This is a genomic window from Microbacterium sp. M1A1_1b (assembly GCF_053345565.1).
In genome coordinates this window covers 173,059-194,885 of sequence record NZ_JBKFAJ010000005.1, presented here as the reverse complement: position 1 = coordinate 194,885, position 21,827 = coordinate 173,059, and the positions used below count along the sequence as shown (strand labels likewise).

Below are 21,827 nucleotides of genomic sequence, written 5' to 3'. Positions count from 1 at the left end.
GATGTCGTACGACGGCGACCCTGTCGTTCCGCCGGACGGCTGCCGCGCTCGCGCCGCCGCCCTACTCCGTCGCCTCGGCCTCGGAGAGCTCGCGCCGTGCCCTGTGGTGCCGCGCGCGCAGGCTGACCACGATCGCCGAGGCCACCATCGCGATGCCGGACCCGACCAGCACGGCCAGCACGCCCTCGTCGACGATCTCGGCGCTGCCGGCGAAGGCCAGTTCGTTCATCAGCAGCGACACCGTGAACCCGATGCCGCCGAGCACCCCGACGGTGACGATCGACCAGAACGACAGCGACGGTCGGCCCGGTCCGCGGAACAGCCGCGTCGCGACGGCACCGAACAGCGTGATGCCGATGACCTTGCCGACCGGCAGCGCGAGCACGACGGCCCAGAACGCGGGGGAGAGCTCGCCGATGCCCACGGCCGGGATGACCACCGCGGCGGACGCGAAGGCGAAGACGGGCAGCACGATGGCGTTCGACCACGGTTCGACCCGTTCGTGCAGGGTGTGCCCGGGTCGGCGCGGCAGCACGAGGCCCAGGGCGACGCCGGCGATCGTCGCGTGCACGCCCGAGTGGTAGACCAGCCACCAGGTCACGACGCCGACCACGACCATGCCGGAGATGAACCACCCCTGGCCGGTGCGACCCGGGCGGAGCATCCGGCCGAGCAGCCAGAACACCACGAGCAGCACGGCCGCGCCGCCGAGCGCCAGGAAGTCCGTGTCGTGCGCGAACACCACGGCGATGATGATGATCGCGATCAGGTCGTCGAGCACCGCCAGCGCCAGCAGGAACACCCGGAGCGTCGAGGGCAGCCCTCGGCCGAACATCGCCAGCACACCGAGTGCGAACGCGATGTCGGTCGCCGTGGGGATCGGCCAGCCGGACGTGTAGTGCGTGCCGGCGGTGACGGCCAGGTAGATGCCGGCGGGCACGACGACACCACCGACCGCGGCGATGGCGGGGACGACGGCCGTCTTCGGGTTCGACAGCTCACCGGCGACGAGCTCGTGCTTGAGCTCGATCGCGACGAGCAGGAAGAACACCGCGAGCAGGCCGTCGCTGATCCAGTGCGTGACCGACAGGTCGAGGCCGAGGCCACCCCACGGGGAGTGCGCGTCGAGGACGTCTTCGAGGCCGGGGCCGATCGGCGTGTTCGCCAGGACGAGACCGAGGACGGCTGCGGCGAGCAGGGCGATGGCGCTGAAGCGTGGGGAACGGATTGCTGCGAGCATGGGACTCCGTGAGGGTTCGGGAAACGGTCCGTCGACCAGACTTCCCGACACGCCTGGGCCAGGATATCCGATACTGACGACATGACCGTCTCGGACCTGACCGCCGTCGTCGACCGCCTGCTGGACCCGGACAGCGGCTGCGTCTGGAACCGCGTACAGACCCATGCATCGCTCGCCCGGTACGCCGTGGAAGAGGCGTACGAGCTGGTCGACGCGATCGAGGACGGCGACACCGACGATGTCCGCGAGGAACTCGGCGACGTGCTCTACCAGGTCGTCCTGCACGCCGGGATCGCCGCACGCGCAGGGGAGTTCGACCTGGACGACGTCGCCGAGTCCGCCCGCGAGAAGATGGTCCGGCGGCACCCGCACGTCTTCGGCGACGAGCGTGCGGACACCGTCGACGAGGTCGTCCGGGTGTGGCGTGCGGCGAAGACGGCCGAGAAGTCGTCGCGCACCAGCGTGTTCGACGGGGTGCCGCGGGCGATGCCACCGATGGAGCGTGCGGTGAAGCTGCTGGAGCGCCTGGAGGAACGGGGTGACGCCGACACGGTCGTCGCGTCCGTCGTCGGCTCGGCCGAGGCCGAGGCCGGGGCCGGGGTCGGGGCCGGGGCCGACCCCGGGGTCGTCGTCGGGTCAGGCGTCGGGGCTACGGGTGCAGACGCCGACTGGGGCGTCGACATGCTCGGCGCGATCGCGTCCGCCAGGCGGTCCGGCATCGACCCGATCGAGAGCCTGCGCGCAGCGGTGCGACAGCTCGAGGCGCAGGGACGAGCCGCCGACTGAGTGAGCGGGGACGCCGGGGCGGGCGTCGGCTGCGCGAGTGGGGACGCCGGGGCGGGCGTCCACTGCGCGAGTGCAGGAGAGAAGTGCGGGCGTCCTCCTAACCCGAAAAAGGAGGACGCCCGCGAGCGGGCAGACGACGCAACCAGGGACAGTGCGCCGGCAGGGAAGCCCGCTCGAACCGCGGGGCACACTGCAGCACGGTGCCCTCGCGAACGGTACGGCGGGTGGATCAGGCACCTGCCGTACCGAGGTTCTGCATCCACAATATCAGTGGGTTGGGATGCTCGCAACCCGGCGAGCACGATCTGACAGGATTGGGGGCATGGCAACGACCGTGACGGCACCCCGTGGCATGCGCGACTTCCTCCCCGCGGACAAGGCACGGCGTGAGCACGTCCTCGGTGTGGTGAGGGGCGTGTACGCCCGACACGGCTTCGACGAGATCGAGACGCCCGTGGTCGAGGACGCGGCTCGGCTGCACTCCGGGCTCGGCGGCGACAACGAGAAGCTCGCGTTCGGGGTCATGCGCCGCGGACTCACGGTCGAGGACCTGCGCACCGCGGACGCGCCGCTCGACCTCGCCGACCTCGGGCTGCGCTTCGACCTGACCGTGCCCCTCGCCCGCTTCTACGCCTCGCACCGCGCCGAGCTGCCGACGGTGTTCCGCTCGGTGCAGATCGCGCCGGTGTGGCGTGCCGAGCGGCCGCAGAAGGGGCGGTACCGGCAGTTCGTGCAGTGCGACATCGACATCCTCGGCGAACCGGGGCAGCTCGCCGAGATCGAGCTGATCCGGGCGACGACGGCCGCGCTCGATGCCCTCGGCGTGACCGGCACCTCGATCCGCATCAACGACCGCCGGATCCTGCTCGCGCTGCTGGCGTCGTGGGGCATCACCGACCCGGCAGCGGCCGACCGTGCGCTCATCACGGTCGACAAGCTCGACAAGATCGGGGCCTCCGGCGTGGCGGCCGAACTCCGCGAGCACCTGGACGCCGAGCTGCCCGGGCTCGAGGACACGATCAGCGCGCTCGAGTCCGCCGACTGGGACAGCGTCGCGGGCGCCGACTGGCTCGACGACGCAGCGTTCGACGACCTGCTCCGCCTGCGTCAGGCGCTGCCCGGCGTCGATCTGCGCTTCGACCCCACGCTCGTGCGCGGCATGGGCTACTACACGGGGACGATCTTCGAGGTCGCGCACCCCGACTTCGGCTACAGCCTGGGCGGTGGCGGGCGGTACGACGGCATGATCGGACGCTTCCTCGGCCAGGACGTGCCGGCGGTCGGGTTCTCGCTCGGGTTCGAACGGCTCGTCGACCTGGTGACCCTGCCCGAGGCCACGGCGTCCGACGCCGTCGTGCTGGTCTACGACAAGGACGCCGACCCGGTCCGGCTCGCCGCGCTCAAGGCCGAGGCACTCGAGCAGCACCAGCGGGTCCGGCTCGAACGACGGACCAAGAACACGAAGAACCTGCTGGCGGGGTTGGCGGCGCAGGGCTTCGGGTCGTTCGCGTCCGTGCACGCCGACACCGAGTCGCTCACCGGTGTGGAGTTCCGCCCGCTCGCCTGAGTTCTCCACAGTCGACACCCGGTGGCGCAGAACCGTTCACCGCGCGTCGGTAGGATCGTCCCGCAAGCACCACAACCGCAACGTGTAGGGAGTACCCCGTGGCCGTGATCGATGCCGTAGGAGCACGCGAAGTCCTCGATTCCCGAGGAAACCCGACGGTCGAGGTCGAGGTCCTCCTCGACGACGGCGTCGTCTCGCGCGCGCTCGTCCCGTCCGGCGCCTCCACCGGCGCCTTCGAAGCGTACGAGCTGCGCGACGGCGACAAGGCCCGTTACGGCGGCAAGGGCGTCCTCAAGGCGGTCGAAGCCGTCCTCGACGAGATCGGCCCCGCGCTCGAGGGCTTCGACGCCACCGACCAGCGACTCGTCGACGCCGCGCTCATCGAGCTCGACGGCACCGAGAACAAGTCGCGCCTGGGTGCGAACGCCATCCTCGGCGCCTCGCTCGCCGTCGCCCGTGCCGCTGCCGACTCGGCCGACCTGCCGCTGTTCCGCTACCTCGGTGGCCCGAACGCGCACACGCTGCCCGTGCCGCTGATGAACGTCGTCAACGGTGGCGCGCACGCCGACACCAACGTCGACATCCAGGAGTTCTTCCTGGTGCCCTACGGCGCCGAGTCGTTCTCCGAGGCGCTCCGCTGGGGCGTCGAGACCTACCACGCGCTCAAGGGCGAACTGAAGAAGCAGGGCCTGGCGACCGGCCTCGGTGACGAGGGCGGCTTCGCACCCGAGCTCGCGTCGAACCGTGCCGCGCTCGACTTCCTGCTCGCCGCCATCGAGAAGGCCGGCTTCACCCCCGGCAAGGACATCGCGCTCGGGCTCGACGTGGCCGCGACCGAGTTCTTCTCCGACGGCAAGTACGCGTTCGAAGGCAAGCAGCTGTCGGGCGAGGAGTTCACGCAGTACTTCGTCGACCTGGCCCGCGACTACCCGCTCGCCACGATCGAAGACCCGCTGGCCGAAGACGACTGGGAAGGCTGGTCGCACCTGACGAGCCAGCTCGGCGACAAGCTGCAGATCGTCGGCGACGACCTGTTCGTGACGAACCCGAAGCGCCTGCAGCGGGGCATCGACGACAAGGCAGCGAACTCGATCCTGGTCAAGGTGAACCAGATCGGCACGCTCACCGAGACCCTCGACGCGGTGTCGCTCGCACAGCGCCACGGCATGACCGCGATCCTGTCGCACCGCTCGGGCGAGACCGAGGACACCACCATCGCCGACATCGCGGTGGCGGTCGACGGCGGTCAGATCAAGACCGGCGCCCCGGCTCGCTCGGACCGCGTCGCGAAGTACAACCAGCTCCTCCGTATCGAGGAAGAGCTCGGCGACGCCGCGGTCTACGCCGGCCGCACCGCGTTCCCGCGGTCCGCGTCGCTGTAGTCGACGCAGCCACCAGCCGGACCCGACGGGTCCGGACCACGCGCCCCGTGCCTCCAGTCCGCTGACCCGGACCGCAGGCACGGGGCGCGTGTCGTCTGCGGCTGCACCGTCGCGGCGCCGTGGTCCTGAGAGGCTGCCGACACGAGGCGCGGCGGCACGGACGCACCCGGCAGCCGGGTTATCGTCGACACGTGCCCAGCCAGAGACCCCGTGTCCGCCGCGTCCCCGTGGCCATGCCCGAGGGCGCCACGCCGGAACAGCCCTGGTACCGCACCATCCGCTTCTCCGGGTTCAGCCTGATCATGCTGGCGGTCATCGTGCTGTTCGTCGTCGTCCTGGCGCCGTCGCTCCGCACGCTCATCCAGCAGCAGGAGCAGATCGCCCAGAAGCAGCACGAGGTCGCCGCGCAGAAGTCCGACGTCGCGCAGAAGAAGAAGGACGTCGCGCGGTGGGACGACCCCGCGTACATCGAGGCGCAGGCACGCGACCGTCTGCTCTACGTCTACCCGGGTGAACAGAGCTTCCTGGTCATGGGTGACGGCGAGAGCGCCGGGACGGGTGACGCCAAGCCGACGACGGACTCGGGGACCCCGGTCAGCGCGACGGTGCAGACCCCGAAGGTCGACTGGGTGCAGGCGATGATGTCGTCCGTCCTGAAGTCGGGACTGTCGGACGAGACCGAGCAGGAACTCGTCGCCCCCGACGTCTCCGGCACCGGCAGCACCAGCAAGTAAGCGTTCCGTCACACGGTGCGAGGTCGGCGCGAACTCGGGTAGCCTCTTGTACCCGTGACGACCCCTCCGTTCGACCCGCCGTCCGACCGCGACGTGCAGGTGGTCTCGGCCCAGCTCGGCCGGCCCGCCCGCGACGTCGTCGGCATCGCGGCACGCTGCGTCTGCGGCAACCCCACGGTCGTCGCGACGAAGCCGCGCCTGGGCAACGGCACCCCGTTCCCCACGCTGTACTACCTGTGCCACCCGGCAGCCACCGCTGCCGTCAGCACACTCGAGGCGACGGGCGTCATGCCCGAGCTGGCCTCGTTGCTCGAGGACCCCGACATGGCGCAGCGGTACCGCGCGGCGCACGAGTCCTACCTCGCCGACCGCGAGTCGATCGAGCACGTCGACGAGATCGACGGCATCAGCGCGGGCGGCATGCCCGTCCGCGTGAAGTGCCTGCACGCACTCGTCGGTCACACCCTCGCTGCCGGACCCGGCGTGAACCCCATCGGTGACCTGGCACTCGACCGTGCTGCATGGTCGCCCGACCGGTGCGAGTGCCGGGCGTATGATGGGCTCGCAGACGCTGGAGTCGGGGCGGGTGGCGGCGAAGTCTGACCAGCCGCCCGGCTGGCCACCCCACTCCAAGGAGATCATCCCCCGTGCCCAAGATCCTCGTCGTCGGCGGCGGTTACGCCGGCTTCTACACCGCCTGGAAGCTCGAGAAGCACCTTCGCCCCGGCGAAGCCGAAGTCGTGATGGTCGACCCGCTGCCGTACATGACGTACCAGCCGTTCCTCCCCGAGGTCGCCGCCGGGTCGATCGAGCCGCGTCACGCGGTCGTCTCGCACCGTCGTCACCTGAAGAAGACCCGCGTCGTCACGGCGAAGGTCACGAAGGTCGACCACGCCACCAAGACCGCGACGATCACCCCCGAGCTCGGTGAGCCCTGGGAAGAGTCCTACGACCAGGTCGTCATGACCGCCGGCGCCGTGTCGCGCACGTTCCCGATCCCGGGTGTCGCCGACGAGGCGATCGGCCTGAAGACCATCGAGGAAGCCGCCGCGATCCGCGACAAGGTCCTGACGAACTTCGCGAAGGCATCGAACCTGCCGGCCGGCCCCGAGCGCGACCGTCTGCTCACCGTCGTCGTCGTCGGTGGTGGGTTCGCCGGCATCGAGGTGTTCGCCGAGCTCCGCTCGTTCGTCACCGACCTGCTGAAGAGCTACCCGCAGCTGTCCTTCGACGACACGCACTTCCACCTGGTCGAGGCCATGGGCCGGATCATGCCCGAGGTCTCGCTGGAGACCTCGCACTGGGTGCTCAAGAACCTGGCCGAGCGCGGCGCGAACGTGCACCTCGAGACCCAGCTGGCATCGGCCGTGGGTGGCGTGTGCCAGCTCAAGGCCAAGGACGAGTCCATCGAGACGATCGAGTCCGACCTGATCATCTGGACCGCCGGTGTCATGGCGAACCCGATGGTCAAGGGCACCGACTTCCCGCTCGAGCCCCGCGGCCGCATCACCGTGCAGCCCGACCTGCGCATCGTGAACGAGGGCGAGATCGTGACCGACGCGTGGGCCTGCGGCGACGTCGCGGCCGTTCCCGACCTGACCGGTGGTGGCGTCGGTGGCATGTGCGTGCCGAACGCCCAGCACGCGGTGCGTCAGGCGAAGCAGCTCGCGAAGAACCTGGTCGCGACGATGCGCAACGAGGCCACGGTCGACTACAAGCACGAGAACCTCGGCGCCGTCGCGGGTCTCGGTCTCGGCATCGGTGTGTTCCAGTCCGGCAAGTTCGCCATGAAGGGCTTCCTGGCCTGGGGCGCGCACCGCGGCTACCACGGTCTGGCCATGCCGTCGTGGGAGCGCAAGTGGCGGGTCATCGGCGACTGGGTCGGCGGCTTCTTCCTGGGCCGCGACATCGCATCGCTCGACGACCGCGAGACCCCGCGTGCCGCGTTCGAGGCGTTCGCGTCGCGTCCGAAGCCCGCGACCGCCGACGAGCCCAAGGCCGTCGCTGCGCCGGCGCCCGAAGCGGGCAAGCCGGCCGACGCTGCCGGTCCGGCCTACGCCACCCCGGCGGAGGACGTCTCGAAGGACGCCGAGCCGATCAAGGCCGACTCCAAGTAGTCACACCGCGCACGACGACGGCGGCCGCCCCTCGGGGTGGCCGCCGTCGTCGTCGATAGGCTTGTGCCGCCGCGCCCCCGTGGCCCAATCGGTAGAGGCACGCGACTTAAAATCGCTGAGTTGTGGGTTCGAGTCCCACCGGGGGTACCGCCGCGTCGTGCCTCCGGGCGCGGTGCGGGCCACAGCACCGGGCAAGCCAGCACGGTGCGCGCCAGCACGGTGCGGGTCTGGCGGGGTGGTGCGGCGTTGTTCCGCCGCACGGCGCCGTCAACGGCGCACGGGGTGCGAACCGCGCACGGTGCTGACGGGAGGCCGTGCTGGCGACGTGCGCCGATCCTCCCGTCCGGCGCGGTGCGGGCCGCAACGCGGTGCGGGCCGCAACGCGGTGCGGGTCTGGCTGCCTGGTGCGGCGTTGTTCCGCCGCACCGCCCCGTCAACCTCGCACCAGCCGCGAACCGCGCACGGTGCGCGCACGACACGGCAGCACGACACGGCAGCACCCCACGGCAGCACGACACCCGCGCACGACACCCCAGCACGACACCCCAGCACGACAGAGCGGCGCGGCCCCGAGGGACCGCGCCGCTCCGGCACGCAGGATCGTGCGACTCAGTGCAGACGGAAGCCGGTCACCATCGGGCACGTGAACGGGTCGCGCGCGGCGAGCCCGACGCGGTTCAGGTACGCCACGACGATGGCGTACGACTGGCCGATCGAGGCCTCGGTGTACGGGATGTTGTGCTTCGCGCAGTGGGCCTTGACCATCGGCTTGGCCTTGCGCAGGTTGGGGCGCGCCATGCTCGGGAACAGGTGGTGCTCCGCCTGGTGGTTCAGACCGCCGAACAGGTGGTCCGCCCAGACACCGCCGGTGATGTTGCGCGAGGTGCGGACCTGGCGGGACAGGAAGTCGATGCGCGCACCCTCGGCGATGATCGGCATGCCCTTGTGGTTCGGGGCGAACGAGCCGCCCATCATGACGCCGAACACGGCCATCTGCACGCCGATGAAGGCGACGCCGACGCCGAACGGCATGAGCGTGAACACGGCCCAGAAGTACAGCGCGAAGCGGGCGGCGATCAGGACGCCCTCCAGGATGCGGTCACGGCCGGAGCCCTTGATGTGCTGACCGGTGACGAGTGCCTTGACGCCCAGGAAGTGCAGGTTCGCGCCCTCCATCGTCAGCAGCGGGAAGAACGCCCAGCCCTGCACGCGCGTCAGTGCGCGGAGGAGTCCACGGCGTTCTGCGGCGTCTTCCTCGATGAAGGACACCGTGTCCTGCGCGATGTCGGGGTCCTTGCCGATGGTGTTCGGGTTGCCGTGGTGGCGGTTGTGCTTGTTCATCCACCACGTGTACGACAGGCCGACCAGGAACGTGCCGACGATGCGTCCGGCCCGGTCGTTCCACTTGCGCGACGCGAACACCTGGCGGTGCGCGGCTTCGTGCGCCAGGAACGCGAACTGCGTGAACAGCGCGCCCAGCACGCCGGCCGGGATGAGCACGAACCACGAACCGTCGAGCATCACGACCGCGACCCAGCAGATCGCGACGAGGGCGATCAGGACGCTGAAGACGGCCCAGTAGAACCCGACGCGGCGCTCGAGGAGGCCAGCTGATCGGACTTCTTCGAGGAGGTCCTTGTAGGTCGAGGTACCGGAGGTCGCTCCGGGTGCTCGGGGAGTCGTGGGACGGTACAGGGTCGATGAAGACGGCAACGAGCTGCTTCCATCAGGAACAGCCCTTCGGCCGAACAGGAGAGTTCCCGCGATTGCGATTGCTAGGGAACCTAGGGGTCGAACCTGGGCAGGAACCGTGGAATGCGCGTACCGTCCGTCCGACGTCGTTCGGAGCTCGGCATCCGCGTTCTGCGACGTCCGGGCGCGCTCTGACGGGGGCGGTTGCTCGGTACCATGACGCACGTGGTGGGATTCGGCAGTGCGCTCGCGAACCTCCGTGGCGTCCTGCGACAGCCGGAGGCGCACGTCGAGGTCGTCGACGGCGAGACCGTCCCCGTCGGCATGCTGCTCGGCACGCTCGGTGCCCTGCTGCTCGACGCGGGCAGCTCGGTCACGGACGTCCGCTCGGCGCTCGACAAGGCCCGTCAGTCCGCCGGGATCGGCCCGGAGCTCGCCGTCGGGGTGCTGCCCGCGCTGGTGATCGTCAGCGAGACCGCGACCGGGTCGGCCACGATCGTCAACGCCGAGGGCATCGAGCTGTCGTTCCGCCAGGCCGCCCGCGCCAACCGCCTGGTGCTCGGGCTCGAGAGCGGGTCGATCGCCCTGGCGGAGATCCCCGCCCGGGTCCGTGCCATCCGCGCCGGCACCCGCCCGCCGGCCGCGCTGCCCTGGATCGCCGGCAACGCCCTGACCGCCGCGGGGCTGGCCGTCGTGTTCCGCTGCCCCTGGTGGGCGATCCTGGTCACGCTCGGCGTCGGCGCACTCGTCGGCGTCATCGGCCTGCTGCTCCGCCGGTTCCGCGAGGCCGTGGCGATCATCCCGTTCCTGGCGGCGTTCATGTCGACCGCGGTCGTCGGACTCGTCGCCGCGTGGACGGGGTTCGACCACGTGCCGCTGTTCGCCGTGTGCGCTCCCGTGGCGGTGTTCGTCCCCGGCGCGCTCATCACGAACGCGCTGCTCGAGCTGACCGCGGCGGACATCGTGACGGGTGCCTCGCGGCTGGTGCAGGGCGTGATCATGCTCGGCTTCATGGCGTCGGGCATCGCCGCCGGCAGCGCGCTCACCGGGCTGCACGTCGACCCACGCTCGGCGGCCCTCGTCGGCGAGGTCGCCGGGATCGGGACGGCCCGGGGCGGCTGGGAGTCGGTGCCGTCCTACTGGGTGTCGTGGGTCGCCGTGGTCGTCCTGGCCCTCGGGCTCGGTCTGGTGTTCGGCTCCGGGTGGCGCCTGACGCTCGTGTCGGTCGCGGTGATGGTGACGGCGTACGCGCTGGTCAGCGGCACGAGCCCCCTGTGGGGCAGCGTCGTCGCGACCGGTGCCACCGCGGCCCTGCTGTTCATCGCGACCCGGCTGGTGGAGCGGCTGGTCCCGGTGATCCCGGCGACGATCTCGTTCTTCCCCGCCTTCCTGCTGCTCGTGCCGGGCACCGTCGGTCTCGTCGCGGTCTCGACGCTCGACCCCGTCGCGCTGGCGACGCCGCTGGCGACGTTCGTCAGTCTGTGCGTCGGGACGAAGATCGGCGGGCTGCTGCCCGGCCTGTTCCGGCGGAACGCACCCGCGCACTGAGCCGCTGCGGGCCGTGGGCGCACCGGCGGGCGGACTGGAGGCCCGTGGCGGGCCCGCCACACGCCTCCAGTCCGCCGCCCGTCAGGGCTCGATGAAGCGGTCCGCTTCGTCCTCGGCCTGCGCCTTGGCCAGGTAGTGCACCTTCTTGCCGGTCGCGTTGTACGGCAGGTCGGTGACGAAGCGGTAGCGGCGCGGACGCTTGTACCGGGCAAGTCCCGGGTGCTCGGTCGTCCACGTCTCGAGCTCGGCGGCCGCGGCGGTGTCGTCCTCGGGCAGTCCGCGGTCGGCGCGCACGATGAAGGCGACGACGACCTCGCCCCACGCCTCGTCCGGCACGCCGACCACGATCGAGTCGGCGACGCCGGCGTGCTCCTGCAGGACGGCCTCGACCTGCACCGGGTGCACGTTCTCGCCGCCGGAGATGACCATGTCGTCCTTGCGGCCCACGATCGTCACCCGCTCGTGCTCGTCCCACGTGGCCAGGTCGCCCGGGTAGAACCAGCCGTTCGCGAACTTCTCGGCCTCGAGCCCCGGGTTCCGGTACGAGTAGCCCGACTTGACCGTGCGGACCGCGAACTCGCCGATCTCGCTGCCGTCCTTCGGCACGGTGTCGCTCGGGTCGGCCAGCCGGTCTTGGTACACCCGGACCACGGCGACGTCGTCGTCGGTCGATGCACGGCCGGTCGAGCCCGCGCCGTCGGGGAAGTCCTCGGGACGCAGGAACGTGTTCCAGAAGGTCTCGGTCGTGCCGTACCCGTTGAAGATGCGCGGGGACAGCAGCTCCTGGTACCGCAGGGCCGCGGCACGGTCGAGCGGTGCGCCCATCGTGACGATGCCGTGCAGGCTCGACAGGTCGCGCGGCCGGCGCTCCTGCGCGTTCGCCAGCTGCACCAGGTTCGGCGGGGCACCGATCAGGAAGGTCAGCTGTTCGGACTCCACCAGGTCGAGCACGCGGTCGGCGTCGAAGTGCTTGAGGGTGGTCAGCTCGGCACCGACGTAGAACACCGGGTTCGGGCCGCCCGAGTACAGGCCGCCGCGGTGGAAGAGCGGGGACATGTTGAGCGTCTTGTCGAACGGGCTGAGCGGGAAGTGCATGATCACGTCGTGCGCGCTGAGCACCTCGACCAGGCTCGGCAGCGGGACGGGCTTGGGGCGTCCGGTCGTGCCCGAGGTGTACAGCCGGGTCGTCTCGGCGAAGGTGTCGCGGGGCTCGGTCGGCGCGAGCTCGTCGGCGGTGACGGGGTCGGCGGCGAGGAGCGCGCCGAACGCGGTGCCGGGCGCGGGCGCGTTCGTCGGTGTGCCGGTCGTGCTCGTCGCTGGTGCGCTCGTCGCACCCGTTCCGTCGGTTGCGGTGTCCGTCTCGGGCGCTCCGAGCACGACGACGTGGTCCGGCCGGTGCGGGGCGGTCTCGAGCGCAGCACCGATCTCGGCCGCGCGCACGACGTCGTGGACCAGGACGACCGGGGCGGAGTCCTCGATGATGAAGGCGACCTCGTCCGGGGCCAGCCGGAAGTTCGTCGGCGAGAACACCGCGCCGATGCGGTGGCACGCCAGGTACAGCATCGCGAACTCGGGGGAGTTGAACAGCTCCACCATGACGACCGAGCCCGGGCCGACGCCGTGTCGCACCAGCCAGCCGCTGATCCGGTCGACCGCGTCCCCCAGCTCGGCGTACGTCCACGAGCGGTCGGTGTCGGGGTCGCGCAGCGCAGGCCGACCGGCGAAGCGGTGCGTGTTCCGCGCGAACCCGTTGGCGTAGGTGTAGCTGTGCTCGAAGACGTCGCGGAAGCGCGTGGCGTCGTAGTCGGATCGGGTGTCGGTCATCGTCGCTCCCTGGGCTCGTCCGGTGCTGCCCCGCACCGTCGTGGTGCGTCGCACCGTCAGCGATGCGCGCCGATCGCCACTGTAATGCTCGGCCGAGGGCCCGGGCCGCGGCGGGCCCCGGCGACGTCCACGGCGCGCGGGGAGGCGGCTGCAGGACCCTGCCGGGCGCGCTGTCGGGAGCCGTCAGACCCGCGTGGCGTCCTCGGCGTCGACCAGCCGGACCCACAGCCAGGTCCCGAGTGCCACCGCGACGCACACGCCGGCGATCACGGCCATCGCGACGGGGGAGAAGTGCGTGCCTGCGGGCCCCGAGTAGACCGCCGCCCCGAGCGCCACGACCACCGCGGCGATCGACGCGTACCGCGCCCGCGAGTGCGCCCACAGCGCGCTGCCGGCCGACCCTGCCAGCGGCAGCAGCGTCGCCACGAGCGAGCCCAGACCGCCGACGCACAGCGTGATCGCGACCTCGGACACGAGCGCGCTCCAGAACCCGGACCCGGTCGTCACGCTGTGCACCACCCAGCCGGACACCGCCAGGACCAGCAGTGCGCCGGAGCGCCACGTGGCGCTCCGGGCACCGGCGGCGACGGCGGTACCGAGTCGCATCGCCCCGGTGTCCGCGTCGGGCCGGCCCACGGGAACCAGCAGCACGCCGAGCACCAGGGCAGGAGACAGGTCCGCGGCGCGGGTGATGCCGCACGCGACGACCGCCGAGAGCACCAGCCACGGCGAGACGCGGAAGCCCACGGTGTGCCGGTCGGCGCCCGCGGCCCACCGGGTCGCCAGCACGACCGCGGCGGCGAGCAGCCCGGCGCCGAGCAGCACGGCGATCGCGAGCCGGACGTAGCGCGCCTCGAGCGAGATGCCCACGCCGAGCAGGGTCAGGACCGTGGCCAGCACCACTGCGATCGACACCGAGGCCCAGGCCGGCAGTGCGTCGTCGCCGCGACGGCGCTCGGAGCGTGGTCGGTTGCGGCCGGTGAACGAGCCGAACCGGAGTGCGACGCGTCCGCGCAGGGTGCGTGCGACCATCCGCGCGGGACCGGCGATCAGCACCAGGAAGCCGAGCGCGACGGCCGCGGCGATCGCCAGGGTCTCCCACGAGGCGGCGGACTGGATCGTCGGGACGGTCCGGTCGAACGAGGTGGCGATCGACCAGTCGCCCGCCGGACCGGACCAGCCCGAGCCGGATCCGCCGTTCGTGGCGCTGTCACCCGTGCCGGTCCCACCCGCGGCTCCACCGGCGCTGCCGCCCGCTCCGGGCGTACCCGTGCTGCCGGCCGCACCGTCGCCGTGCCCCGTGGTGCCGCCACTGCCGGGCGTCCCGCCGGTCCCGGTCGCGCTGCTGCTGCCCGGAGACCCGGAGCTGCCACCGGTGCCGGTGTCGTCCGGGCTCGTGGACGTCGACCCGGTCGCACCGGGGGTCGCCGCGACGACGACCGTGACGGGCGACGACGAGCTGGAGTGGTTGCCCGCGGCGTCGTGCTGCAGCGCGGTGATCGTCCGCGCCCCCACGGCGAGGCGGATCCCGGAGGTCGTACACGACCACGTGCCGTCCGCGGCGACCGTGGCACCGCAGACCGGGGCGCGATCGACGTACACCGTCAGCTGCGCACGCGGCTCTCCGGTGCCGCGCACGGTCAGCGCGGACGTCGGGACCTGCTGGCCGGCCCGGGGCGAGGTGATCGTGGGCGCGCTCGGTGGCGTCCGGTCGAACGTGACCGACACCGGGGCGGACGCTGCGCTGCGCAGGTCGGAGCGGAAGCCGTCGGCGGTGCTGGCGGTCGCGGTGGCCGTCATCGTGACGGTGCCGCTCGGATGGGGTGCGGCGCCCGTCGACCACGACACGATCCACCGTCCGTCGGACCCGACCGTGGCCGTCCTCACGGCCGAGGACCCGGAGACCGAGACCGTGACGGTCGTCCCGACGTCACCGGTGCCGACGACCGTGCCCGTGGTGGGGTCCCGCGTGCCGATCACCGGCGGGACGACCACGTCCGCTGCGGGGGCGTCGGCGGTGCGGCGGGAGGGATCGGTGACGTCCTGCACCGTGAAGACCTGGTGCGGTCCGGTCCGGACCCGGCCGTAGCAGTTCCACGTGCCGGCGCCGTCGGCGGTGTCGGTGCAGATCGAGGAACTGGTAAGCGCCGGGTCGATCACGCGAACCCGGTGGCCGGGCATCGCCGTGCCCTCGAACCGAGCCGTCGTGGTGGTGAGGTCGCCCGGATCGGCGATCGTCGGGTCGACGGGCGGCTGTCCGCTGGGCGGCGTGGTCGGGGTCGGCGAACCGGTGGAGGGCTGCGGCTGCAGGTCGGCCTGCTGGTTCCCCGGAGCGGGCGCCTGGGCGTCGTCGGCTACCGGTGCGGGTGCCGGGTCGGCCGTCGCGTCGTCGGCTGCCGGTGCGGGTGCCGGGTCAGCCGTCGCGGCGGCGGCCGCGGTGGGCATCGGGTCGGCCGTCGCGGCGGCGGCCGGCACCACGGCGAGTGCGAGGAGGCCCGCCACCAGTGCCGCGGTCAGCCCACCGACCAAGGGCGTGCGGGATCGCTGGACGCGACGGCCGCCCCCGACCGCCGCGGTGGTCGAGGACTCCCCACGCGTGCTCATGTCCCTCCATCCCATGCGACGGAGCGGCATCGGTCAATACACCTCGCGGATGATCCGCGGATCCGACGGCCACGCGCGCGCAGTCCGGATGCCCGGTGTGCATGACTCGGGAAACCGCCGTGAACCGGGTGTCCGGCGCAGGGGAGGCCCGACGAGCGTCGGTACAATCGCCGGTGGTTCACCCGACCTCGACGTAGGAGCACGCCAGCATGGACACCGGACTCATCACGACCCTGATCGTCGTCGGCGTGGTGGTCGTGGTCCTCGTGATCGTCGGGATCTACCTCTGGGTGACGTACAACGCCCTGGTGACACTCAAGGTCCGCGTCGACGAAGCGTGGAGCGACATCTCCGTGCAGCTCAAGCGCCGGGCCGACCTGATCCCCACGATCGTGGACACGGTCAAGGGGTACGCGACGCACGAGAAGGCGGTCTTCACCGACGTCACGAAGGCCCGCGCCGAGACCCTGAGCGCCGGGGACGCCGACGCAGCCTCGGCCGCCGAAGGGCACATGCAGAAGGCCCTGAAGAGCGTGTTCGCGATCGCCGAGGGCTACCCCCAGCTGCAGTCCAGCCAGAACTTCCTGCAGCTGCAGACCGAGCTGGTCGACACCGAGGACAAGATCCAGGCCGCGCGCCGGTTCTACAACGGCGGTGTCCGTGAACTCAACACGAAGATCCGCGTCTTCCCGAACTCGACGTTCGCCAAGCGCCGTGGCTTCGACCAGGCGTCGTTCTTCGAGACGTCCGAGCCGGCGGCCATCGCCGAGCCCCCGCGCGTCCAGTTCTGACACCCGGCCGACACGACAGCCCGTGTACAGCGCGATCGCGCGCAACAAGCGCAACACCGTCCTGATCCTCCTGGTGTTCCTGGTCGTCATCGGAGCGCTCGGGTTCCTGGGCGGGTACCTCGCCGGCAACGTGTCGATCGGCATCGTCGTGCTGGTCGTCGCGCTGGGGTACGCGGTGCTGCAGTACTTCACCGCCGCACGACAGGCGACGGCGATCGCGGGTGGCATCGAGATCGACCGGATGACCGAGCCCCGACTGTGGCGGACGGTCGAGAACCTCGCGATCACCACCGGGATGCCGATGCCCCGCGTGTTCGTGGTCCGCGACCCCGCGCCGAACGCCTTCGCGACCGGGCGTGACCCGGAGCACGCCGTGGTCGCCGCGACGACCGGGCTGCTCGAGCTCATGGACGACGCCGAGCTCGAGGGTGTCATGGCGCACGAACTCGGGCACGTCCGCAACTACGACATCCGGGTGTCGACGATCGTGTTCGGGTTGGTCGTCGCGGTGGGGCTCATCGCCGACGTGCTGGTGCGCATCTCGATCTTCAGCGGGCTGAGCGGGGGCCGCAACCGCAACAACGACAACGGCGGTGGTTCGAACCCGATCCTGCTGATCGCGGGGCTGGCCGCCGTGGTCATCGCCCCGGTCGCCGCGATGGGCATCCAGGCAGCGGTGTCCCGACAGCGCGAGTACCTGGCCGACGCCACCGGTGCGCTGACCACCCGGCACCCGGAGGGGCTGGCCCGGGCGCTCGAGAAGCTCGGCGCGTACGGCCGGCCGATGCAGACGCAGAACTCGTCGATGGCGCACCTGTGGATCAGTGACCCGATGCGGCACGGGGTGATGGACCGGCTGTTCTCGACGCACCCGCCGCTGCCCGACCGGATCGAGCGGCTGCGGGCGAACCAGGACCGCTTCTAGTCCGCGGTGCCGGCAGACACGACGTCGGCCGGGTCGGCCGCGGCAGCCCGGTCGGCTGCGTCGGCTGAGTCCGCTGCGTCGGCTGCGTCGGCCGCGGGTCCGTCGTCCGCCGCGACGTGCGGGACCATCGGCACGCCGAGCGCTCCCGCGACCTGCGCGGCGGCCGTCCCGCGGTCGGTCACCTCGATGGCGTCGAGCCTCTGCCACGCTGCCGCCCGTCGCAGGGTCGCAGCGAGGCGCTCCGGATCGAGGGGCGCGCCGGGTTCCTGCCACGCGGTGCGCACGCGCAGGACCCCGCGCTGCCGGTCGCTCTTCAGGTCCACCCGGCCCACCAGGGCGTCGTCCTGCAGCACGGGCAGGACGTAGTAGCCGAACACCCGCTTGGGTGCGGGCGTGTAGATCTCGATCCGGTAGTGGAACCCGTACATGCGCTCGGCCCGCCGCCTGAACCACACGACGGGGTCGAAGGGGCTGAGCACCGCGTCGGCCGTCACCGTGCGGGGGACCCGGGCGTCCACGTGCAGCCAAGCCGGTTCTCGCCAGCCCTCGACCCGGACGGGCAGCAGCACCCCGGCGTCCTGCAGCTCGGCCACCGCGGTGGCAGTGTCGTCCGATCGAAGTCGGTGGTAGTCGGCGATGTCGGCCCGGGTGCCGACGCCGAGCGCGCGTGCGGCACGGGCGACGAGTTCGCGGATCGCGTCCGGGCGCTCGGGAGCGGACTCCAGCAGCCCGGGCGGCAGGACCTGGTCCGGCAGGGCGTAGACGCGCTCGAAGCCGGACCGCCCCGCACTGACGGCGTCGCCCCAGCGGAACATCTGCTCGAGGCCGAGCTTGACGTCGCTCCACCCCCACCACGGACCGCGCCGGACGTTCGACTCGTGCTCGACGGCGCTGGCGGGCATCGGCCCCTGGGCGCGGAGCAGGGCGTGCAGTTCGCGGCGGACGGCCGCGGTGCGCTCGACCCCCTCGATGCGGGTCGGCCCGGCGTCCCGCCGACGGTAGGCGTCCATCTTCCAGCGGAACAGGGGCAGGTCGGCGCGGGGGACGAAGGCGGCTTCGTGCGCCCAGTACTCGACGTGCGGACCGCGCCTGGTCATCGTCAGGCGGTCCAGCAGGGCCTTGTCGTACGCCCCCAGCCGGGCGAACAGCGGCAGGTAGTGGCTGCGCTCGAACACGTTGACGGAGTCGATCTGCAGCAGGCCGAGCCGTTGGATGCCGGCGTTGAGCGTGCGCGTGGTGACCGAGTCGGGGAGTGGACGGCCGAATCCCTGTGCCACGAGCGCGACACGACGGGCCTCGGCCGCAGAGAGCATGGACCTGGGCATGTCGCGACCCTACCGAGCACGGCAGACACGACCGACGACAGGCCACATGTCGCATCCGACACCTGATCGCACACCCGTGGATACACTCAGCGGCATGGCATGGGGCAAGAAGCAGAAGCACCCCGACCCCGTGGTCGAGGAATCGGTACCGATCGGCATGCGCATCGCCGGGGCGTGGTCCTGGCGGGTGTTGGTCGTGGTCGGGGTGATCGCCCTGTTCATCTACCTGGTCACGGTGTTCAGCGAGATCCTCATCCCGTTCCTGGTCGGCATCGTGGTGTCGGCGCTCCTCATCCCAATCTCGAACTGGATGCAGCGCCACCACGTCCCCAAGTGGCTGGCCGTGGTGATCAGCCTGCTGGGCGGGCTGGCGGCGATCGGTGCGCTCGTCTGGCTCGTCGTCGACCAGGTCATCGCCTCGTACCCGTCCCTGCGTGACCGGACGGTGTCGCAGTACGCCAACATCAAGGACTTCGTCCTGAACTCCGGCCTCGGCATCTCACAGTCCGACGTCAACGGCTGGCTGAACGACGGCGCGAAGTGGCTGCAGGACAACGCCGCGTCGATCCTGTCCGGGGTGGCCAGCGCCGGATCGGGTGCCACGCACGCGTTCGAGGCACTGTTCATCATCCTGTTCACCACGATCTTCCTGCTGATCGACGGCAAGAACGTGTGGCGCTGGACCGTCCGGCTGTTCCCGCGCAAGGCCCGCGCCGCCGTCGACGGTGCCGGGGTCGCCGGGTGGATCACCCTGACCAGCTTCATCCGCGTGCAGATCTTCGTCGCGTTCGTCGACGCGGTCGGCATCGGCCTGGGCGCGTGGATCGTCGGGCTGTTCTTCGGCGGCATGCCCCTGGTCATCCCGATCGCCGCCTTCGTGTTCCTCGGCGCGTTCATCCCCGTCGTCGGTGCGATCGTCACCGGGTTCCTGGCCGTGTTCGTCGCGCTCATCTTCAACGGGCCGGTGGCGGCCGTGCTCGTGCTCGCCGTCGTCCTGCTCGTGCAGCAGATCGAGGGCCACATCCTGCAGCCCCTGGTCATGGGCAACGCCGTCAAGGTGCACCCGCTCGCCGTGGTCCTCGGCGTCACGGCGGCCTCCGGGCTCGCGGGCATCGCCGGTGCGTTCTTCGCCGTCCCGCTCATCGCCACGCTCAACGCCATGGTGACCACGATCGCCAGTGGCCGCTGGCGCCGTCTCGACTCGGACCACGTGCTCGAGGCCACCCCGAAGCGCGGGCAGCACGGGCAGCTGCAGCTCTCTCGTCGCCGTCGGCACACGGCCGACGACGACGTGCCGGCCCCCGGCAGCGACAAGGACGGCACCGCAACTGAGGGAACGGCCAGCACCAACTAGCGTCATCGGTTCGTCTCCGGCCCGGAGACCGACGATGATGGGACGGTGACCGACACCACCGCGCTGACGATCCCGACCCTCGACGACATCGAGCGGGCCAGGCAGACGATCGCGGGCGTCGCCCGGGTCACGCCGATGGAGACGTCGCAGTTCCTGGCCGAGCTGCTGGGATCCCCGGTGCACCTGAAGTGCGAGAACCTGCAGCGCACGGGGGCGTACAAGCTGCGCGGCGCCTACAACCGGCTGGCGGCCCTGACCCCCGAACAGCGGGCGATGGGCGTGGTGGCGGCCAGCGCCGGCAACCACGCGCAGGGGGTCGCCCTGGCAGCTCGCGAGCTCGGCATCCCCGCCACGATCTTCACGCCCGTCGGCGTCGCCCTGCCGAAGCTGCAGGCGACCCGGCACTACGGCGCCGAGGTGGTCCTGCGTGGCCACTCGGTGGAAGAAGCGCTGTCCGCCGCCAAGGACTTCGGCCACCGCACGGGCGCCGTCTTCATCCCGCCGTTCGACCACCCCGACGTGATCGCCGGCCAGGGCACGGTCGGTCTCGAGATCCTCGACCAGGTGCCCGACGTCGACACGGTCGTCGTGCCGATCGGTGGCGGTGGCGTGATCTCCGGCATCGCGATCGCGGTGAAGGGCCTGGCGGAACGCCTCGGTCGCCCGATCCGGGTCATCGGGGTGCAGGCCGAGAACGCCGCGTCCTACCCTGACTCGCTCGACGCTGGCGAGCCCGTCACGATCGCCACGACGCCCACCATCGCCGACGGCATCGCGGTCGCGCGTCCGGGCGACATGAACTTCCCGATCATCCGCGACCTGGTCGACGAGATCGTCACGGTCGCCGACGACGACGTGGCACGCGCACTGCTGGTGCTGCTCGAGCGCGCGAAGCTCGTGGTCGAGGCCGCCGGTGCCGTGGGCGTCGCCGCGATCATGTCGGGCGCCGTCCACGACACCGGCCGCACCGTCGTACTGCTGAGCGGCGGCAACATCGACCCGCTCATGATGGAGCGGATCATCACCCGCGGTCTGGTCGCCGCGTCGCGCTACATCGGCATCCGGATCATGCTGCCGGACCGCCCGGGGCAGCTGGCCCGCGTCGCGCAGGTCATCTCGGACGCCGGCGCGAACGTGGTCGAGGTCCTGCACACCCGGCACGGCCAGGGGCTCGTCATCAACCAGGTCGCTCTCGACCTGTCGATCGAGGCTCGCGGGCCGGAACACGCCGAAGAGGTCATCCAGCGCCTGCACGAGGCCGGCTTCCGCCCGGAGCTGCTGCAGCCCTGAGCCGGCGGTGACCAGTGGGGTCGGTTCCCGACCCCGAGACGGACAGGAGGCCCGTGACGATCCCGCCACGGGCCTCCTGTCCGATGCGCAGCGCGCCTACGGCTCGTAGCGCTCGACGTTCGTGACCTCGACCGCGATCTCCTTGCCGTTCGGCGCGGTGTAGTGCGTGGAGTCGCCGGCGCGCAGGCCGACGATCGCAGCACCGACCGGGCTGACGGGGCTGTAGACGGTCAGGTCCGAGCCCTCGGCGACGATCTCACGCGAGCCGACCAGGAACGTCGACGGGTCGCCGGCGATCGTGGCCGTGACGACGGTGCCCGGCTCGACGGTGCCGTCGAACTCGGCCTCGGTGACGGTGGCGGTCTTCAGCAGGTTCGTGAGGACGCGGATGCGGGCCTCGATCTTGCCCTGCTCGTCCTTGGCGGCGTGGTACCCGCCGTTCTCCTTGAGGTCGCCCTCTTCGCGCGCGGCCTCGATGCGGTTCGCGATCTCGGCACGGCCGGGGCCGCTCAGCTCTTCGAGCTCCGCCTTGAGACGGTCGTAGGCGTCCTGGGTCAGCCAGGTGGCCTGCGTGTCGTTGCTCATGATGGTCATCCCTTCGGCCATGAAAGAACGAGACCGACCGGAGCGGTCGATCTCGTCAGGCGA

Annotated in this window: 17 protein-coding genes and 1 tRNA gene; 12 read left to right on the top strand and 6 right to left on the bottom strand. The window is 71.3% G+C overall.

Annotated elements, in window-relative coordinates; all coding sequences use genetic code 11:
* Positions 1 to 61 precede the first annotated feature (61 nt).
* Complete coding sequence (gene nhaA, locus ACLBWP_RS13285) at positions 62 to 1,240, bottom strand: Na+/H+ antiporter NhaA (RefSeq protein ID WP_447655516.1); 1,179 nt, start codon at positions 1,238 to 1,240, stop codon at positions 62 to 64.
* An 81-nt stretch (positions 1,241 to 1,321) separates the two neighbouring features.
* On the opposite strand from nhaA, the gene ACLBWP_RS13280 reads away from it, so the two are divergent.
* The 7 genes from ACLBWP_RS13280 to ACLBWP_RS13250 all read left to right on the top strand — a co-directional run bounded on the left by ACLBWP_RS13280 (position 1,322) and on the right by ACLBWP_RS13250 (position 7,973).
* Positions 1,322 to 2,026, top strand: coding sequence for a MazG family protein (locus ACLBWP_RS13280; protein ID WP_447655515.1), 705 nt, complete (start codon positions 1,322 to 1,324; stop codon positions 2,024 to 2,026).
* Between the two features lie 322 nt (positions 2,027 to 2,348).
* Positions 2,349 to 3,593: a histidine--tRNA ligase gene (hisS, locus tag ACLBWP_RS13275; protein WP_447655514.1), complete on the top strand. Its 1,245-nt coding sequence runs from the start codon at positions 2,349 to 2,351 to the stop codon at positions 3,591 to 3,593.
* 98 nt (positions 3,594 to 3,691) lie between these two features.
* Positions 3,692 to 4,975 (top strand): phosphopyruvate hydratase, encoded by a 1,284-nt coding sequence (eno, locus tag ACLBWP_RS13270; protein WP_447655513.1) that lies wholly within the window; start codon positions 3,692 to 3,694, stop codon positions 4,973 to 4,975.
* Positions 4,976 to 5,166: 191 nt separating this feature from the next.
* Positions 5,167 to 5,709: an FtsB family cell division protein gene (locus ACLBWP_RS13265; protein WP_243561422.1), complete on the top strand. Its 543-nt coding sequence runs from the start codon at positions 5,167 to 5,169 to the stop codon at positions 5,707 to 5,709.
* 54 nt (positions 5,710 to 5,763) lie between these two features.
* Positions 5,764 to 6,312, top strand: a complete 549-nt coding sequence (locus ACLBWP_RS13260; RefSeq protein WP_243561421.1) for a DUF501 domain-containing protein — start codon at positions 5,764 to 5,766, stop codon at positions 6,310 to 6,312.
* A gap of 44 nt (positions 6,313 to 6,356) precedes the next feature.
* Complete coding sequence (locus ACLBWP_RS13255; RefSeq protein ID WP_447655512.1) at positions 6,357 to 7,826, top strand: NAD(P)/FAD-dependent oxidoreductase; 1,470 nt, start codon at positions 6,357 to 6,359, stop codon at positions 7,824 to 7,826.
* A 73-nt stretch (positions 7,827 to 7,899) separates the two neighbouring features.
* A tRNA-Leu gene (locus ACLBWP_RS13250) sits at positions 7,900 to 7,973 on the top strand.
* A 462-nt stretch (positions 7,974 to 8,435) separates the two neighbouring features.
* On the opposite strand, the gene ACLBWP_RS13245 is transcribed toward ACLBWP_RS13250, so the two are convergent.
* Positions 8,436 to 9,539 carry a fatty acid desaturase family protein gene (locus ACLBWP_RS13245; RefSeq protein ID WP_447655511.1) on the bottom strand — a complete coding sequence of 368 codons (1,104 nt, stop codon included), beginning with the start codon at positions 9,537 to 9,539 and terminating at the stop codon, positions 8,436 to 8,438.
* Positions 9,540 to 9,743: 204 nt separating this feature from the next.
* On the opposite strand from ACLBWP_RS13245, the gene ACLBWP_RS13240 reads away from it, so the two are divergent.
* Positions 9,744 to 11,066 (top strand): threonine/serine exporter family protein, encoded by a 1,323-nt coding sequence (locus ACLBWP_RS13240; protein ID WP_243561417.1) that lies wholly within the window; start codon positions 9,744 to 9,746, stop codon positions 11,064 to 11,066.
* Between the two features lie 81 nt (positions 11,067 to 11,147).
* On the opposite strand, the gene ACLBWP_RS13235 is transcribed toward ACLBWP_RS13240, so the two are convergent.
* Together ACLBWP_RS13235 and ACLBWP_RS13230 are read right to left on the bottom strand one after the other, a co-directional pair.
* Complete coding sequence (locus ACLBWP_RS13235; protein ID WP_447655510.1) at positions 11,148 to 12,890, bottom strand: class I adenylate-forming enzyme family protein; 1,743 nt, start codon at positions 12,888 to 12,890, stop codon at positions 11,148 to 11,150.
* Positions 12,891 to 13,073: 183 nt separating this feature from the next.
* Positions 13,074 to 15,494 carry a hypothetical protein gene (locus ACLBWP_RS13230; RefSeq protein WP_447655509.1) on the bottom strand — a complete coding sequence of 807 codons (2,421 nt, stop codon included), beginning with the start codon at positions 15,492 to 15,494 and terminating at the stop codon, positions 13,074 to 13,076.
* 224 nt (positions 15,495 to 15,718) lie between these two features.
* On the opposite strand from ACLBWP_RS13230, the gene ACLBWP_RS13225 reads away from it, so the two are divergent.
* Complete coding sequence (locus tag ACLBWP_RS13225) at positions 15,719 to 16,285, top strand: LemA family protein (protein WP_374202499.1); 567 nt, start codon at positions 15,719 to 15,721, stop codon at positions 16,283 to 16,285.
* A gap of 22 nt (positions 16,286 to 16,307) precedes the next feature.
* On the top strand, positions 16,308 to 17,210 hold the full coding sequence (locus ACLBWP_RS13220; RefSeq protein ID WP_447655508.1) for a M48 family metalloprotease: 903 nt from the start codon (positions 16,308 to 16,310) through the stop codon (positions 17,208 to 17,210).
* Here ACLBWP_RS13220 and ACLBWP_RS13215 read toward each other — a convergent pair.
* Entirely contained in the window at positions 17,207 to 18,535 is a 1,329-nt protein-coding gene (locus ACLBWP_RS13215; RefSeq protein ID WP_447655507.1) for a winged helix-turn-helix domain-containing protein, read from the bottom strand. The genes ACLBWP_RS13220 and ACLBWP_RS13215 overlap by 4 nt on opposite strands.
* A 94-nt stretch (positions 18,536 to 18,629) precedes the next feature.
* Between ACLBWP_RS13215 and ACLBWP_RS13210 the strand changes: the two genes are divergently transcribed.
* Positions 18,630 to 19,889 (top strand): AI-2E family transporter, encoded by a 1,260-nt coding sequence (locus ACLBWP_RS13210; protein ID WP_243561410.1) that lies wholly within the window; start codon positions 18,630 to 18,632, stop codon positions 19,887 to 19,889.
* 45 nt (positions 19,890 to 19,934) lie between these two features.
* The gene (gene ilvA, locus ACLBWP_RS13205) at positions 19,935 to 21,179 is read left to right on the top strand and encodes a threonine ammonia-lyase (protein ID WP_243561409.1); all 1,245 of its coding nucleotides are present in this window, start codon (positions 19,935 to 19,937) and stop codon (positions 21,177 to 21,179) included.
* Between the two features lie 96 nt (positions 21,180 to 21,275).
* On the opposite strand, the gene greA is transcribed toward ilvA, so the two are convergent.
* Positions 21,276 to 21,764: a transcription elongation factor GreA gene (gene greA / locus ACLBWP_RS13200; protein ID WP_243561408.1), complete on the bottom strand. Its 489-nt coding sequence runs from the start codon at positions 21,762 to 21,764 to the stop codon at positions 21,276 to 21,278.
* Positions 21,765 to 21,827 lie beyond the last annotated feature (63 nt).